This window comes from Marinoscillum furvescens DSM 4134, from assembly GCF_003386095.1.
Taxonomy (GTDB): domain Bacteria; phylum Bacteroidota; class Bacteroidia; order Cytophagales; family Cyclobacteriaceae; genus Marinoscillum; species Marinoscillum furvescens.
Window position 1 is genome coordinate 51343 of the sequence record NZ_QREG01000021.1, and the last position, 16144, is coordinate 67486.

Genomic DNA, 16144 nt, shown 5'->3' on the forward strand with positions numbered 1-16144 from the left:
TATGCAGATACGTCATCCTGCCAGCTCGAGTTGGCGTACGGTGTTCAGTGATTGTAGAATTTTATTGATAAGCTTTTCAGGGGTATCTGAAAATTCATAAAGAATATCAAACCTGTCTACGTTAGAACTAGTGGTGATGACCACATCATAGTCCTTCATGGTACCTTTCTGGTATGCGTCAATGTCGGGATTGTACCAAATAAATTGCATGCTATTGGGATGTTTTGGTAACGTATTGTAAATATAGTAGAATTGATTCTTGATTTAATACAAAAATTAAGGAAAAGGTAACCAATCCACAACGTTTTTTTAATTTATATAAGAAACCTTACTAACGGTCAGTTGTCTCTGTGTCGCATCCAGATCTCATCGATTAGTGAAGAATCTCGCACTATATCTCCAGTGTTGGTGTCTATGCTCACTACCGGAAGGTACCCCGTGTGACTCCACTCAGAATCTTCCAGGCTAGCTTGAAAAGGTACGGTTTCGCCCACCTGACCACTATTGATGGGGTAGATCATATCGATTGTTTCAGAGTATTGCTTTTCGTCGTAGGTATATTGTCCAGATCCTGCAGCATATACTTCGTCTCCTTCCTGGTTGAAATACACCCAGGTAAAATGCGTGGGAGTGATGAGTTTGAGGTATCCGATAAAGTCTGGGTATTCTAGAAAACTGCCTTCAGGTTTTTCCCTATAGGAAGCAAGCTCCCAGGTTCCGTGTAGCTCATCGGAATTGTCTGGAGCACTGATTCGCGCCCACTTTTCTTCTATTTTGTTTGAATCGATGACAATCATCTCTCCGGATTCAGGATCCATGTCCATTACTTTGGCGTAGCCTGTATGATACCAAACATCATTTTCCAGTTTTACGGTGAAAGGAATAGCCTGGCCGAGTTCACTACTCCCTGGAGGGTAGAAGTATTCGATATCTTCGATGTATTGCCCGTTTTCTATCTTATACTGTCCGCCTCCCAGACCTAGCAGTTTGTCATTGGAGATGTCGTAGCTAAACCACGTGAAATGATCGTTCGTTAAGTGTTTTTCGTATTTGATACTATCTCCATAAGAGGTCCACTCCCCGTCATCGCTCTGGTGCGGTACATAGCCTATCAGTTGCCATGATCCTTTCAGCTCGAGAGGAGCATCTGTTGCGGTTTCTTTGGAAGTTTGCTTACCTCCCTGACTGCAAGCAAATACGGTCATACTTCCAGCAATAATTAGGATTTGGGGTAGAGTGGGGCTCATGACGTTATCTTTTTGGGTTGTAGATAAAATTTAATAGAAAATGGGCGTAATTCAAATCATTTAGCTGATTTTATCTACCATTGGGTAAGTATAAAAATGAGTGGTCTGAGTGTAGAAAATTGAATTTTTCTTATCTTCATCCCTTCACCTGCATCGTCTTTATTTGTGCTGATTTTAACGATAGTTTTAAGAATTCAATTGCTCATTGCGGGCTTTTTGCCTCAGGAGCCTGCCACCACGCATTATACAGGTGTGTATCAGGGGAAGTCCCTTTTTGTTCAAAACCCCTTTGACAGGGAGTCAAATTCCTTTTGTATTAGCGCTATTAGTATCAATGGGAAGCCACAGCCTTACAATTACCGTCTCAGTGCTATCAAGTTAGATTTTGACGGGGTGAGCAAAAATTCTCCCGTCAATATTAAGATTACTCATCGGGAAGGGTGTACACCTATCATAATCAACAGGGATGCTATTACCTATCATACGACCTTTTCCTTTCAGGAAATATCAGTGACAGACTCTGTATTGGTGTGGCAGACTCGTGGAGAGCGCGCAAATTCAACTTATGTATTGGAACACTACGAAGGGGGGATTTGGCTGGAGCAGGACACAATTCAGGCTGAAGGTACTTTCGGGGGTGCAATGTACGTACATTTCCCTGAAATTCAAGAGGGGGCTAATAAGCTGAGGCTAAAATATATTTTCCCAGGAGGAAATTACCTGTATTCACGCGAAATCGATTTTCATCACTATCCTGAACCGGTAACTTTTAAGCCTTTTGTAGCAGAACGGGAATTGATTCTTTCGCGATCAGCAAGGTATGAGGTTTTTGATGCTGGGGGGGATCTAGTACTTACCGGAAAGGGAGCTACAGTGGATGTGAGCAATCTACCCCGAGGTGAGTATGTGATTTACTTCAACAATACTGACCCCGGGGCATTTACTAAAAAGTAATGTTTTTGTACTACAAGACGGAGATTCCGAAGAAGTTGCTAAGCAGTACCAAAATGAAAAGCACTGACAACAAGAGCGGGCAAAGATAAAGGATGGCCACATTCAGAGCCTTTTTGATAAAACTTTGATGATACCCTTCATATCCGGTAGCGAGCTCTTCGTGCAGGTTTTCTTTTTTCCATACATACGCCGCAAACGAAACAATCAGGAATCCACCGAGCAACAGCAATACGTCAGCCAGGCCAGAGCTACTGCGGACAAGAAGTCTGAAGAGCCAGGAAGGGTAAAGGCTGTGCTGAAAAACGCTGAGTATCCATTTGCCAGCAAAGAAGGTATGCCGATGAGGAAGATGACAACAGCAACGAGTATCACCGCTTTCTTTCGGCCATAGCCGAGCTCATCTACAACATATGAGACTGGTACTTCTAGAAGCGATACCGTAGAGGTGAGTGCGGCAAATGACAGGAGTAAGAAGAAAAAGCCTCCTACAAATGCGCCTACACCACCAAGGGTTTCGAATACTCCTGGAAGAGTGATGAAAATCAAAGCAGGTCCGGCCTGGTTAGAAGATACCAGGCTCATGTCTCCTCCGTTGTTGTAAGCTACCAGAGGAAAAATCATCAAACCGGCTATAAAAGCGATGCCTACATCAGCCAGGGTGATAAAGGCCGATGAGCTCACGATGTTGTCATTTTTACTTAAATAACTACCGTAGGTGATGAGCGCTCCCATTCCAAGGCTAAGTGAGAAAAACGCTTGACGGAGTGCTCCTCCAATAGTGGAGATATTGATGGCGTCCAGGTTAGGCACCAGGTAAAACTTTACACCTTCTATACTATTGGGTAGGGTGAGGGAGTAGCCTACCAGCAGCAAGATCATTACGATGAGGGATGGCATCAAGATCTTAGCTAATTTTTCGATTCCTCCAGAAACACCTTTAGCAACAAAAAAAGCCGTGAAGGCCATGAATATAATCGCATAAAGACCTACTTTGAAGATTTCTGAAGTAAAAGCTCCAAAGTTGTCGGCAACAGCAAAATTGCCTTGAGCCATTTCAAAGAAGTAACCAAAGGCCCAGCCCGCAATCACGTTGTAAAACGATAGAATCAATACCCCAGCCAGGAGTCCAAGCTTGCCGATAATGTTCCATTTGTTGTACCCGAGTGCATTGAAAGCACCTACTACATTTTTTTGCGTTTTTCTACCAATGGCAACCTCCGTGACCATCACCGGAAAACAGAGTATGAAACAAAAGAACAGGTACATCATTACAAATGCAGCACCACCGCCGAGCCCTACTTCAAAGGGGAATTTCCAAATATTACCTAAACCTACTGCCGAGCCTGCCGCTGCTAAAATAAACCCCAGTTTACTGGAGAAAGAACCTCTATTTGCCATACTTTGAGTTAAAATTGAAAGCATCAAATATAACAAAACAGACCAAAGAGGCTTTGGTCTGTTTTAAATCATTTTGATGTAGTTGTTTAAAGGTCTTCGCGATCTATCGGAACCTCATAGGGGTAGTTAAATAAATGATTCTCCTTGATGGCATCTGCCACCTTGTTGGGGACATATTTCTCCCAACCCACTTCGCCACGTTCTATCTTTTCCAGCACTTCATCTGAGATAATATGCAGGTTTTCGGTTTTAGCACCTTTGATATCGGCGATCTTGTCATTATCGACCAGATAGTTAAACAGGTTTTTGAGGTGATCTTCTGTTTTGAAGGTGTTCGTGGACTGAATTTCGCTGGTATTTGGCTTTAAAGTAGGGTAGACATACAGTTTTACATTGCTACCAAACAATCTGCTGAAAGACTCCAGTATACCTCCATTGAGGTTTTCGTAATAAGACTCATCGAAGATTCTCACCAGGTTGTAATACCCCAATACAATACCCAACTTCTTATGTCTGGTAAACTTAGAAAGGTAAGACGCCAATTTGTAGTGCTCCTGGTAATTAGATATCAGTACATTTTGTCCCAGGGAGCAAAGGAGGTCTACACGGTCTAAGAAGTCTGTTTCGTCGATTTCTCCTTCCAGCGTAAGGTCATTGAGTGTGAGCTCTACGAGAGGTATTACATTTTGAATTTCTACATCAGATTCTTTTCGAAAGGCCCGCATGCCAGTGATCATCATGTCTACGTTGACGTGTGTCACAGGTCTGAAACGCCCTCTTAGCACAAAGATGTTTTTCTTATAAAGTGCAGCAGATGGTTGCAGTACATTGCCTTTTGGATCAAACATAGCTGCATGTGTCAGGCCATTTTTCACTAGTTTGAGGCTCATGAGCCTGTTGTCTACATGATGAAAGTCTGGGCCTGTGATGCGAAACATGTCAATTTCCAATCTGCTCGGATGGATGTTGTCTCGCAGCGAATTGAGAATGTCTTCGGGCTCCGAGTAGTTGTAGCAGCTATGGATCAAATTAACCCCTGTCATGCCCAATACTTGCTGCTGCCACAGTGGGTCATTGTCTTTCAGAATCACATGAATGACACAGTCGTTAGGAGGGGAGCTGGGGTGTTTTTGAAACCGCAGGCCTATCCATCCGTGGCCTTCGTTGGTGCGTTTATAGTTGATGATTTCTACCGTGTTGGCAAAAGCGAAAAAGTGTGATTTTTTTGCTCTGTGTGATAAACGTTGGTCAAGCAACGAATACTCACGATCTAGCATCTTCATGAGCTTGTCTTCACAGACATATCGTTCACTTTTTCCATAAATAGCATCTGAAAAAGTCATGTCATATGCAGACATTGTTTTGGCTATCGTGCCTGATGCCGCTCCCGCTTTGAAAAAATAATCAGCTACTTCCTGACCTCCGCCTATTTCTGCAATGGTGCCGTATATTCGATCGTCCAGATTTAGGGAAAGTGCTTTTTCCTTGGTAGTCAGTGTTTTAAATGATTCCATGTAAGATACCCGCTTTTGAAACATAAATGTATGCCAACTATCGTTTAAAGTAAACTTCTAACTCAGGAATATGTCGTCTTTCTTGGCCAGCCTCTACTTCCTGAAAAAATAACACCCAGCCTGTAACGACAAAAGCCGGGAGACCCGGCTTTTGTTCAAACTTAAGTAGTAGAATTATAATCGATTTTTAACTATACAAACTGTAGGGGAATTTGTTTTCCCGGATCATCACGTCGGCAATAGCACGACGTAGATTTCTGGTATTTACAGGGGTTGACTTGGTAAACCGTTTCATACCCATGAGCATTACCTTCAGCTCATCTCCTTCGGTGAAGCATGCTACGGCTTCATCGCCGTGGTTTTTTATTTTCTGTACTGCTTCGTGAAAATAGAGCTTGCACATATTTTGGTATAATTTGCTTCCATCTTCACCATATAGGTTCATGAGTTTTTCTGTGCGCAATATGGTAGATTCTGCAGCATAGATTTCAATGAGCATATCGGCAATGTGCATCAGTATTTCCTGTTCGTCATTGAGCTTAGGGCCAAACGTTTCGGCCGCTTTTCCGGCTACCATCAGTGCAGATTTCTTAAGCTTTTTGAGTACCTCTTTTTCTTCTGCAAGTGGCGCACTTAGGTCTGGTTGCTCAAAAGACGGGATAGCTGTGAGTTCTTTGCCTACAGCCATGGCTGGTCCCAAGAGGTCCAGTTCGCCTTTCATAGCTCGCTTGAGCATCATGCCTACAATGAGCATTCGGTTGATTTCATTGGTGCCTTCATAGATACGTGTAATCCTCGCATCCCGGTAGGCTCTGGCCATAGGGGCTTCTTCTGAAAAGCCCATGCCGCCATAGACCTGGACGCCTTCATCCACACAGTAGTCCAGCACCTCAGATCCGTGGATCTTAATGATTGCACATTCTATCGAGAATTGTTCCAGTGCCTTTAGTTTGGCTTTGCTGGGATCCATTCCTTCACCAATTAGGGCTTCTATGGCGTCATCTATATTCTGACCTGCCCGATAGGAGGCAGACTCAACTGCATAGGTTTTTGCTGCCATATTGGCCAGCTTGGTTTGGATGGCTCCAAAGCTGGATATGGAAACGCCAAACTGCTTTCGCTCATTGGCGTAGTTGGTTGCTTCGGAGGCGATGGATTTACAGCCATTGATTACACCACAACCCAGCTTGATACGCCCAACGTTTAACACATTGACAGCTATTTTGAAGCCGTTTTCTCGCTCAGAGAGCATGTTTTCTACGGGTACTTTGCAGTCGTTGAAAAATACCTGTCTTGTAGAAGAGCCTTTGATGCCTAGCTTGCGCTCTTCATCATTCATGGTGATGCCGCCGTATTCTTTTTCTACGATAAAAGCCGTCAGGTTTTTATCATCATCGATTTTGGCAAAAACAATAAAAAGGTCTGCAAAGCCGGCATTGGAAATCCACATCTTTTGCCCGTTGATGATGTAGTGTTTGCCATCATCAGATAGCTTGGCTTTCGTTTTTCCAGAATTGGCGTCAGAGCCAGCATCTGGTTCGGTCAGGCAATAGCATGCTTTCCATTCCCCAGTCGCAAGTTTTGGGATGTACTTTTGTTTTTGCTCTTCTGTGCCATAGTAAAGAATAGGAAGGGTGCCTATTCCGGTATGCGCACCGTATGCAGTAGAAAACGAACCAGAAGAAGCTATGATGTCGGCCATCAGCATACCCGTGTTGAAGTTCATGCCTAAGCCGCCATATGCTTCTGGTACGGATACACCAAGTAGTCCTAATTCACCAGCTTTTTCCATAAGTGATGGCATGAGCCCTTCTTCCATATTATCGATTCGGTCTCTGTTTGGGGTAATTTCCTTGTCGATAAAATCCTGGGTGGCTGCCGCCATCATTTTTTGTTCTTCTGAAAACTCTTCTGGAATGAAGACTTCCTCAGCGGATGTTTCTTTGATGAGAAACTCACCTCCTTTAAGTGTTGATTTGTTTGCGACTGCTTCCATTTTGGTTTAATGTATTTTGAATCTGGTACATTTTGTTATGCATGCATAACATTTCAAATATATAAACATTTGTTATGCATGCATAATACTTTTTAAAAAATCTTGAGAAAATATTTCAGAAATCAGCGCGGGAATAGGGGCGGAAAAGAGCAGTTTCTTAAAACTTCATGGTTTAGAACCAAACGCTGTTGTTTACAAGTACTTGTGGGACTGGATATAGATTGGCCGGTATGAGATTACCTCCTGTCTTTTGCTTATCTTTGCGCACTATTTTCATATCCAATTGGTTGGTTTAAAGGAAAATAGGTTGGTGCGGGAAAATCCTGCACCTGTAGAAATGTGAAACGTAAACGAGGCTGTGAACCTCGCGAAGCGAAAATTATGAGTAAACACGGAAGAGTACTTGTCGCCATGAGTGGTGGCATAGACAGTTCATTGGCAGCGGTAATGCTCCATGAGCAAGGTTATGAAGTCATTGGAATGACGATGAAAACCTGGGACTACCAAACCTCCGGTGGTTCTAAAAAGGAGACAGGATGTTGCAGTCTCGATTCTATCAATGATGCAAGAAACATTGCAGTAAACCTGGGTTTCCCACACTTTATAGTAGACATCAGAGAGGAGTTTGGTGACTATGTGATCGATCACTTTACCAATGAGTATCTGGATGGACGCACACCTAACCCTTGTGTGTTGTGCAATACGCACATCAAGTGGGACTCTTTGTTGCGAAGAGCAGATAAGTTGGACTGTGAATTTATCGCTACGGGGCATTATGCAAACGTGCGTGAGGAAAATAGCCGGTTTGTCATTTCTAAAGGGAAAGATGAGCACAAAGACCAATCCTATGCGCTTTGGGGTATTTCTCAGGAAAGCTTAAGCCGAACCAAGTACCCACTGGGTCACCTGCATAAGTCAGAAATAAGGGACATGGCTACTGAGCGTGGATTCCATGAGTTGGTGACCAAATCCGAATCTTACGAAATCTGCTTCGTGCCAGACAATGACTACAGGGGTTTTCTTAAGCGCAGGGTAGAAGGTTTGGAAGATCAGGTAAGTGGTGGAGAATTTGTGCTGGAAGATGGTACAGTGGTTGGCACGCACGAGGGCTATCCGTTTTACACTGTAGGCCAGCGAAAAGGTTTGGGAATCGCTTTGGGGTATCCCGTGTATGTGACAGAGATTCAAAAAGACAAAAACCGGGTGGTGCTTGGGACTTTTGACGAATTGTCGAGAGATGGTATGTATGTAAAGAATCTTACCATGCAAAAATACGCTTCTATAGAAGGAGAGCGAAAAGACACCATTACCAAAGTTCGGTACAATGACAATGGCACGCCTGCGGTGATAGAGCAGGTGGGAGATACCATGAAAGTGTTTTTTGGTAAAGGTGTATCGGCAATTGCGCCAGGTCAGGCCGCAGTGTTCTACGAGGGAAATGACGTGATCGGCGGGGGATGGATCAAATCCAGCTTCCATCAAGCCAAACTGGCCGAAATGCCAGCAATATCCTCCAAATAGGTTGTTAATTTTAGTTCATCATTTTCAGATGTAAGCTAAATTACGGTTCACACCTATGAAAAAACTTCTTTTACCGCTAGTCCTTCTTTGGTCATGCACGGACAATTTGCAGGATATCGCTCTAGACACAGGATATGATTTCTATCCACTGGAGAAGTCCATGCACTGGCTCTATAAGGTAGAAGAAGTTAATTTCGATGCTTTCGGAGGAGATACTACACGCTATTTTCTAGAAGAACGAATTGGTGATAGTCTGATAGCTCCTTCTGGAGAAGTGCGGTACTTATTAGAACGCTACAGGGGTGAGGATTCGCTCAATATGAAGCTGGATAGTATCTGGACAGTTCAGAAGTTTCAAAACTCACTGGTAGTAACCGAAAATAACCTATCTATTGTGAAATTGACATTTCCAGTGGAGGTGGGCAAGAGCTGGAATGGAAATGCATACAACAGTAAGGATGAACGACTGTTCTACTATGAAAGTGGCACCGATCTTGATGAAGTGAAGGTGGTAATTAGCGATATTCCTCAAAATCTGGTCAATCAGGACGAACGCTATGAGGTGTATCAGCGTGGAGTTGGGCTCGTTCGCAAAAATTACATCACGCTCAGTTTTTGTTCGGTGAACTGCTCGTCGGAGTTGGGCGAAATCCAAAGTGGAAGAATACTTAAACAGCAATTAATTTCTTATGGGAAAAGGTAACTTAAAGTGGAGTTTGGTTATGGTGTTGCAAGTTGCCTTTTTGTGGGCTGCTAAAGGGCAGGATCGCTATATGGTATTTTTTTCAGACAAGGATAACGTGCCTTACAGCCTGGAGCAGCCAGATGCTTTTTTAAGTGATCGAGCCATTGCCAGACGATCGGCGCAAGGAATAGCGATTACCGTACAGGATTTGCCAGTAGATACGGAGTATGTGGCTCAGGTAGAGGGTGAAGGAGCCGATGTGTTCTTTACAAGCAGATGGTTTAATGCTGCGTTGGTTCAGATGGACGATACGCAACGTATCTCAGTGACCAATCTTCCATTCGTAGACAGTGTCACATACATTGCCAAAGGAGCCGTGCTGAGCCACGACCTAGGTGGCTATGAGGTTCCTCAAGACTTTTTAGACCCTGATCGTGTTTCAGGTAATAGCCATACGCAGCTTACCATGCTGGGAGCTAAAGACATGCACGAAGATGGCTTTACCGGAGAGGGTAAAGTGATTGCTGTCTTTGATGCGGGGTTTCCTGGTGTGAATGTTTATAAACCATTCGAACACATCTTTACAGAAAATCGTCTGATTGGGACCAAAGATTTTATCCGCAATTCTGGAAATGTATTTCAATACAATGCGCATGGTACTGCTGTGTTGTCTTGCATAGGAGGCATGTATGAAGAGGTGTTTTCGGGCACTGCACCAGATGCCAGTTACATTTTGTGTGTGACTGAGGATGTAGAAAACGAGTACCGCATAGAAGAATACAATTGGTTGCTTGCTGCAGAATACGCTGACAGTGCAGGAGCAGACGTGATCAATGCGTCGCTTGGATATTCTACATTTTCTGATGGATCAATGGATTACACCTATCAGGACATGAACGGGAAAAACACCATAGTAGCTCGTGCGGCTAGTTACGCTGCGGATCGGGGAATAGTGGTAGTGGTAAGTGCCGGCAATGAAGGCAACGGCAGCTGGAAGTACATTACCTCCCCAGGTGACGCTGATGATGTACTCACCGTGGGAAGTGTGGATTCACGCTATGAGCGGTCAGGGTTTAGTTCTTTCGGACCTACGGCAGACGGGCGAATCAAGCCAGATGTGTCTGCAATGGGAACATTTACGTCCATCTTTACGGTAGGCCAAAGCAGGGGTGAAGTAGTCTCTGGAATGATCACCACGGGTAATGGTACTAGCTTTGCTGCACCGCAGATCGCTGGATTTGCTGCAGCTACATGGCAGGCAAACCCGGACTGGAACAGTCAGCAGGTGATAGAGTCCATCAAACTCTCGGGCTCTAATGCTGATGAGCCTAATAGTGAAATAGGTTATGGCGTACCTAAATACGAAAGCGAAGTACCTGGTGCTTTTACCGTTTATCCTAATCCCTTCAAAGACAACATGATTTTTGTAGAGTTTGGTAATGTGGAAATCAAAGGCAGACTCACAATAGATCTTCAGGATACAAAAGGAAATAAAATATTTTCTACTAAACTAAGCGCTCGCGATAGGCTAGACAGGATTGAAATAGAAGTGAAACCCTCCGAAAATGGAACGTATTTCTTAACCTTGCACTCCAGAGGATTTAAGAAAACTGTAAAACTGATAAAGATTTAGCATGAAGGAGTGTTTGGTTTCCCCATCTATGTTGGCAGCTGATTTTGCGAACATTCAGCGTGATGTAGAAATGCTCAATAGCAGTGAAGCTGACTACATTCATATTGATATTATGGATGGTGTGTTTGTTCCAAATATTTCATTTGGATTTCCAGTGACAGAGGCAATAGCTCGTCACGCAAAAAAGCCCTTGGATTTTCACCTGATGGTAAAGGATGCTACTCCATACCTAGAAGCTTGTCGCGACAGTGGCGCTGAGATCATTACAGTACACTACGAGGCTTGTACTCATTTGCATCGTACCATTATGGCTATTCATGAACTTGGTGCTAAAGCTGGAGTAGCCTTGAACCCGCATACCCCTGTAGCCGTGCTAGAGGAAATTATCGATCATATCGATTTGGCACTTATTATGAGTGTAAACCCTGGCTTTGGAGGTCAGAAATTTATCCCTCATACGTTTGCTAAAGTTGAAAAACTGGCCGCTATGGCGGAAAAGACCAACCCGGACCTACTTATAGAAATAGATGGAGGAGTAACCAGTGAAAACGCCAGGGAATTGGTGCAAAAAGGTGCGAATATGCTGGTTGCGGGAAGTTTTGTTTTTAAATCCGAAAACCCTCAGGATACTATTCACTCACTCAAGCGCGTTTAGTAACCTAAATGAAGCTCCAACCAACCCTATTTTTTCTCTTTCTTTTAAATACCTGGCTGCTGAGTGCCCAGAGCACACTGGTGACTGGAGTGGTGAGCGATGAATCAGGTATAGAAATACCAGGAGTGTCAGTTACCATAGAAGGTACCTCCAAAGGCACAGTTACGAACGTAGAGGGGCAGTTTGAGTTAGAGGTTCCCGTGAAGCAGAATGTGACGCTTGTTTTTACACACATTCAGTACATACCGCAGCGATTGACACAAGCTTTTGATGAGGAAACTCCTCTCTCGATAGTCCTGAAAGAGCAAACAACTCAACTTCAGGATGTTCAGATAAAAGATGATCGATTAGGAGATCTGGATGAGGTGGTGAATTTTCAAAAAGTAGATGCCAAATCAGCCAAAGCGCTCCCTTCTACATTTGGAGACTTTAATAAAGTGCTGGTCACGCTACCAGGGGTTTCTAGCAACAATGAACTGAGCTCTGCATACAGTGTGCGTGGAGGTAACTTTGATGAAAACCTCGTATATGTAAACGACATCCCGGTTTATCGCCCATTTTTGGCCAATGCCGGCCGGCAGGAAGGGTTGAGCTTCGTAAACCCTGATATGGTTCAGGATATTGAATTTTACGCAGGGGGATGGGAGCCCAAGTATGGAGACAAACTCTCCAGTAGCTTAAATATCGAATACAAAGAGCCTGACAGTCTGGAAGGGGCAGTGACAGTGGGACTGCTGGGAGGAACTGCCTACACTGGTGGACACTCCGATAGGTTGTCCTACCTAATAGGCGCTCGTCACAGAGATTCCAGGTATTTGCTGGGTACACTGGAGACACAGGGGCAGTACTTTCCTACCTACACCGATATTCAGTCTATGCTTACCTTCGACTTATCTAAAAAGGGAGCACAGTATATCAACAAAACGAAGCTCAATGTACTGCTAAGCTACGGTCGAAACAGGTACGTGAGCATCCCCGAGTCACAAACCACAGATTTTGGATCTGTTCAAGCTAACTTCCGCCTCAATACCTACTTTGAAGGCCGCGAAATCATGCGTTATGATACGTATCAGAGTGGTTTGCGGCTTACCCATCGTTTTACCGAAAGGCTTCGGGCACATTTTATTGGCTCGGCCATGTATACAAGCGAAACGGAGCAATACGATGTGGAAGGAGCCTACTTTCTCTGTGATGTAAATAAAGACCCAAATACCAGCAGCTTTGACCAATGTGTGATTGTTCGTGGTGCTGGCACCAACTATGATTATGGCAGAAACAGCCTGGATGCGCAGCTCTACACTGCCGAAAACAGATGGGAGTATTTGTTAAACGTAAACCACGTCCTGGAGGCTGGTGCCGGGGTGACTATTCAGCAGATGAACGATCAAATCAATGAATATGAATACATTGACTCTGCTGACTATGTAAACCTCCAATCATCCATATTCAATGATATAAACCTGGGGGCAAGACAGTATTTTGGCTATGTGCAAAACACATTGTTGTGGAAGGATTCCATTCATGCGCTTGCTTCAGGTGTGCGAATGACCTTTTGGGATTACAATGGTCAGCTCTTGGTCAGTCCTCGAATCAGTTACCGCTGGGCTCCTAAATGGAAAAAGACCACTACCTTCAAGCTGGCCGTAGGACTTTACCAGCAACCGCCTTTTTACCGGGAACTTAGAGATAGAGACGGATTGCTTCGCCAAAACGTTTACGCTCAAAAATCCCTTCATTTTATAGGGGGAATGACACGCCTTTTTGAAATGTGGGGACGACCATTCCTATTTAGCGCCGATATCTATCATAAGGAGCTTTATGACGTCATACCTTATGACATAGACAATGTAAGGTTGAGGTATTATCCTACACTGTCTGGGCGCGCCTTTGCGAGGGGTGTTGACTTTAGAGTGCATGGAGAGTTTGTAAAAGGCACACAGTCATGGTTTAGCCTTGGTCTGTTGCAAACTCAGGAGAAAATTGATGGTGTAGACGATGATTACATCCGCCGGCCTACCGACCAACGTGTGAATCTTGCGGCCTATTTCGAAGATCACATGCCAGGAGACCCCTCATTGAGGATATACCTTAATATGGTTTTTGGTTCTGGCTATCCCCTGGGACCGCCCGACCGCCCAGAATTAAGAAACGCATTTAGTGGAGACGAATATTATCGGGCAGATATTGGGTTGTCTAAGCGATTTGAGTTTAGGTCCAATCAGATGTTTAACAATATCTGGTTGCGAATAGAAGTGCTCAATGCCCTGGCAGCAGACAATACCCTTTCTTATACATGGATCGAAGATGTGAATGGAGCCCAGTTCGCAGTACCTAATTCTTTGTCGGCAAGGTTTTTGAATATTAAGTTTACAGCAGAACTTTAGTCAGGCAATTTTCGTCTGTTTAGGCTGCAGTTTACTGTTTCTAAAAACCTTAAATATGAAAAATCTAAACATCGCTTTACTCACATTTGTAGTAGTTGTACTTTTTAGTTCGTGTACCAGCCGAACAGTCACCAGGGTGAGCCCCAATGAGCAGATAGACCTTAGTGGTCGCTGGAATGATACCGATTCTAAGTTGGTGGCCGAAGAAATGATTCGTGACGTTCTCAACCGGCCATGGAAAGAGGATTTTGTTCGGGCATATGATCGCAAACCGGTGGTGATCGTAGGAATGATCAACAACAAGACTTCAGAGTACATAGAGCCAGAAACATTTATCAAGGATGTAGAGCGTGAGTTTATCAATTCTGGTATGGTGCGTGTAGTACAAAATGCCGAGTTTAGAGAAAAACTTCGCGAGGAGCGTGCACAGCAAGGGGAGTTTGCCTCACCAGAGACTCAAGCCAAATGGGGGCGTGAGTTAGGAGCAGATTTTATGATGTTTGGTGTAATTACCTCTGTGACGGATTCTTATCGCAAAGAGAAAGTGGTAAACTACAAGGTTAATCTCGAGCTCGCGAATCTGGAGACAAATGAAAAGGTATGGATCGGAGATAAGGAGATTAAAAAGTACATAAAAAATTAATCAAGGGGACTTTCGTGAAGTTTCTCAAGATCAAATACATCGGAGCAGTGCTGCTAGGGGCTGCTCTGTCTTCTTGCGCCACGTATTATCAGATACAATCAGAATTTAACCAAAACTTTGAAAGTGGTCAGCTGGAACAAGCGGCCAGAGTTTTGGACGAAAATAAACGAGCAGGCAAAAAGAAAGCGCGATTTCTGTACTATGCAGACCAGGGAGTGGTCAATGCCATGCTTGGTAACCTGGAAGAAAGTAATAAATGGTTCGAAAAAGCATACCTGTTTGGAGAAGACTACCAGAATAATTATGCAAACGTTGCGGCCTCTTTTCTGGTCAACCCTAATACGATAGTCTACCCGGGAGAGGACCATGAGCACCTGTTGCTTTTATATTACAAGGCTCTCAATTTTCTGAAACTCAACGATCATGAGTCGGCTTTAGTGGAGTGCAGACGTCTGATCAATCGGCTCAATGCCCTGAGTGATCGCTATAAGTCAGATAAAAAATACAGGCGTGATGCTTTTGTACACAATCTTATGGGGATCATTTTTGAAGCAAGTGGAGATGTGAGTAATGCATTTGTAGCATATCGAAATGCCCACAACATCTATGAGCAGGACTATACCCGGCTGTTTGGTCTGGAAACTCCTAATCAGCTCAAGCAAGACCTGCTGAGGACCGCATATCTTAATGGGTATGATTCCGATTTAGCGTTTTTTGAGCGAAAATTCGATTTGACTTATCAGCACAAACCCAACGCTCAGGAGCTGGTGTTTTTCTGGCACAATGGACTTGGCCCCGTGAAAGACGAATGGTCCATAAACTTCACCACGGTAGCGAATGGTGACGGTTTTGTGACCTTTACCAACGAAGAATATGGACTGAGTTTTCCATACAATACAGCAAATGCAGAGGGTGGGGGTGATCTCACAGATTTACGAGTTTTTCGTGTAGCCTTTCCTAAGTATGTGGAGCGAAAGCCATATTTTGAGAGGGCTGTACTGGAAACACCCGGTAAGCGATTTGCACTTGAAAAAGCTGAAGACATCAATGCCGTGGCGTTTAAAACACTAGAGGAGCGAATGCTTCAGGAAATGGGCAAAGGCCTGCTGCGTGTCGCATTAAAAAAATCCGTGGAAATGGCCATTCGCAATGGTGGAGAAAGTGAAGATGGCGAGGAGCAAACCAAAGAAGAGAAGCAGGAGGAAGCCATGCGTGAAGGGTTGTCATTCCTGGTAGGCGTAGTAAATGCTGCTACTGAAAAAGCAGACACCAGAAATTGGCAGACTATACCACATAGCATCTACTATACACGCGTACCCCTGAAAACGGGACGGCAAACTGTGATGCTCAAAACCATTGCGCCATCTGGAGCCACTCAAAAAGAAACATTTTTATTTGATGTGGGACCAGGAGAGACCGTATTTCACACCTTTCATTCACTCGAATATCGGCGTTAAGTCTATTTTTTCTCACTTTTTTGATCAACGTTCATTAAACTTGTTGATTGTAAAAAC

Annotated in this window: 13 protein-coding genes; 8 read left to right on the forward strand and 5 right to left on the reverse strand. The window is 44.0% G+C overall.

Annotated features, from left to right (window positions below):
* Positions 1-12: 12 nt before the first annotated feature.
* Together C7460_RS18385 and C7460_RS18390 are read right to left on the reverse strand one after the other, a co-directional pair.
* Positions 13-210, reverse strand: coding sequence for a hypothetical protein (locus C7460_RS18385; protein ID WP_115869597.1), 198 nt, complete (start codon positions 208-210; stop codon positions 13-15).
* A 128-nt stretch (positions 211-338) separates the two neighbouring features.
* Positions 339-1247, reverse strand: a complete 909-nt coding sequence (locus tag C7460_RS18390; RefSeq protein WP_147303021.1) for a hypothetical protein — start codon at positions 1245-1247, stop codon at positions 339-341.
* A gap of 198 nt (positions 1248-1445) precedes the next feature.
* On the opposite strand from C7460_RS18390, the gene C7460_RS18395 reads away from it, so the two are divergent.
* Positions 1446-2201, forward strand: coding sequence for a hypothetical protein (locus C7460_RS18395; RefSeq protein ID WP_115869599.1), 756 nt, complete (start codon positions 1446-1448; stop codon positions 2199-2201).
* Between the two features lie 204 nt (positions 2202-2405).
* Here the strand turns inward: C7460_RS18395 and C7460_RS18400 are convergent, their stop codons facing one another.
* The 3 genes from C7460_RS18400 to C7460_RS18410 form a co-directional block, all read right to left on the reverse strand.
* Positions 2406-3599: a sodium-dependent transporter gene (locus C7460_RS18400; protein WP_245986464.1), complete on the reverse strand. Its 1194-nt coding sequence runs from the start codon at positions 3597-3599 to the stop codon at positions 2406-2408.
* Positions 3600-3685: 86 nt separating this feature from the next.
* On the reverse strand, positions 3686-5113 hold the full coding sequence (locus tag C7460_RS18405; protein ID WP_115869660.1) for a TonB-dependent receptor: 1428 nt from the start codon (positions 5111-5113) through the stop codon (positions 3686-3688).
* Between the two features lie 187 nt (positions 5114-5300).
* Complete coding sequence (locus tag C7460_RS18410; protein WP_115869600.1) at positions 5301-7109, reverse strand: acyl-CoA dehydrogenase family protein; 1809 nt, start codon at positions 7107-7109, stop codon at positions 5301-5303.
* Between the two features lie 381 nt (positions 7110-7490).
* On the opposite strand from C7460_RS18410, the gene mnmA reads away from it, so the two are divergent.
* From mnmA to C7460_RS18445, 7 genes are read left to right on the forward strand one after another with little or no spacing between them, the layout of a single operon-like run.
* The gene (gene mnmA / locus C7460_RS18415; RefSeq protein WP_115869601.1) at positions 7491-8630 is read left to right on the forward strand and encodes a tRNA 2-thiouridine(34) synthase MnmA; all 1140 of its coding nucleotides are present in this window, start codon (positions 7491-7493) and stop codon (positions 8628-8630) included.
* A 55-nt stretch (positions 8631-8685) separates the two neighbouring features.
* Positions 8686-9333, forward strand: coding sequence for a hypothetical protein (locus C7460_RS18420; protein WP_115869602.1), 648 nt, complete (start codon positions 8686-8688; stop codon positions 9331-9333).
* The gene (locus C7460_RS18425) at positions 9320-10948 is read left to right on the forward strand and encodes a S8 family serine peptidase (RefSeq protein ID WP_115869603.1); all 1629 of its coding nucleotides are present in this window, start codon (positions 9320-9322) and stop codon (positions 10946-10948) included. Before C7460_RS18420 ends, C7460_RS18425 begins: the two co-directional genes overlap by 14 nt.
* 1 nt (position 10949) lies before the next feature.
* The gene (gene rpe / locus C7460_RS18430; RefSeq protein WP_115869604.1) at positions 10950-11603 is read left to right on the forward strand and encodes a ribulose-phosphate 3-epimerase; all 654 of its coding nucleotides are present in this window, start codon (positions 10950-10952) and stop codon (positions 11601-11603) included.
* A gap of 8 nt (positions 11604-11611) precedes the next feature.
* Positions 11612-13987: a TonB-dependent receptor gene (locus C7460_RS18435; RefSeq protein WP_115869605.1), complete on the forward strand. Its 2376-nt coding sequence runs from the start codon at positions 11612-11614 to the stop codon at positions 13985-13987.
* Positions 13988-14042: 55 nt separating this feature from the next.
* The gene (locus C7460_RS18440) at positions 14043-14630 is read left to right on the forward strand and encodes a penicillin-binding protein activator LpoB (RefSeq protein WP_115869606.1); all 588 of its coding nucleotides are present in this window, start codon (positions 14043-14045) and stop codon (positions 14628-14630) included.
* Between the two features lie 14 nt (positions 14631-14644).
* Positions 14645-16087, forward strand: coding sequence for a COG3014 family protein (locus C7460_RS18445; protein ID WP_245986466.1), 1443 nt, complete (start codon positions 14645-14647; stop codon positions 16085-16087).
* Positions 16088-16144 lie beyond the last annotated feature (57 nt).

Bases quoted from the DNA above. Each gene is read 5' to 3' on its own strand.
- C7460_RS18385 (WP_115869597.1), bottom strand. From the start codon at position 210: ATGCAATTTATTTGGTACAATCCCGACATTGACGCATACCAGAAAGGT.
- C7460_RS18390 (WP_147303021.1), bottom strand. From the start codon at position 1,247: ATGAGCCCCACTCTACCCCAAATCCTAATTATTGCTGGAAGTATGACC.
- C7460_RS18400 (WP_245986464.1), bottom strand. From the start codon at position 3,599: ATGGCAAATAGAGGTTCTTTCTCCAGTAAACTGGGGTTTATTTTAGCA.
- C7460_RS18405 (WP_115869660.1), bottom strand. From the start codon at position 5,113: ATGGAATCATTTAAAACACTGACTACCAAGGAAAAAGCACTTTCCCTA.
- C7460_RS18410 (WP_115869600.1), bottom strand. From the start codon at position 7,109: ATGGAAGCAGTCGCAAACAAATCAACACTTAAAGGAGGTGAGTTTCTC.
- mnmA (WP_115869601.1), top strand. From the start codon at position 7,491: ATGAGTAAACACGGAAGAGTACTTGTCGCCATGAGTGGTGGCATAGAC.
- C7460_RS18420 (WP_115869602.1), top strand. From the start codon at position 8,686: ATGAAAAAACTTCTTTTACCGCTAGTCCTTCTTTGGTCATGCACGGAC.
- C7460_RS18425 (WP_115869603.1), top strand. From the start codon at position 9,320: ATGGGAAAAGGTAACTTAAAGTGGAGTTTGGTTATGGTGTTGCAAGTT.
- rpe (WP_115869604.1), top strand. From the start codon at position 10,950: ATGAAGGAGTGTTTGGTTTCCCCATCTATGTTGGCAGCTGATTTTGCG.
- C7460_RS18435 (WP_115869605.1), top strand. From the start codon at position 11,612: ATGAAGCTCCAACCAACCCTATTTTTTCTCTTTCTTTTAAATACCTGG.
- C7460_RS18440 (WP_115869606.1), top strand. From the start codon at position 14,043: ATGAAAAATCTAAACATCGCTTTACTCACATTTGTAGTAGTTGTACTT.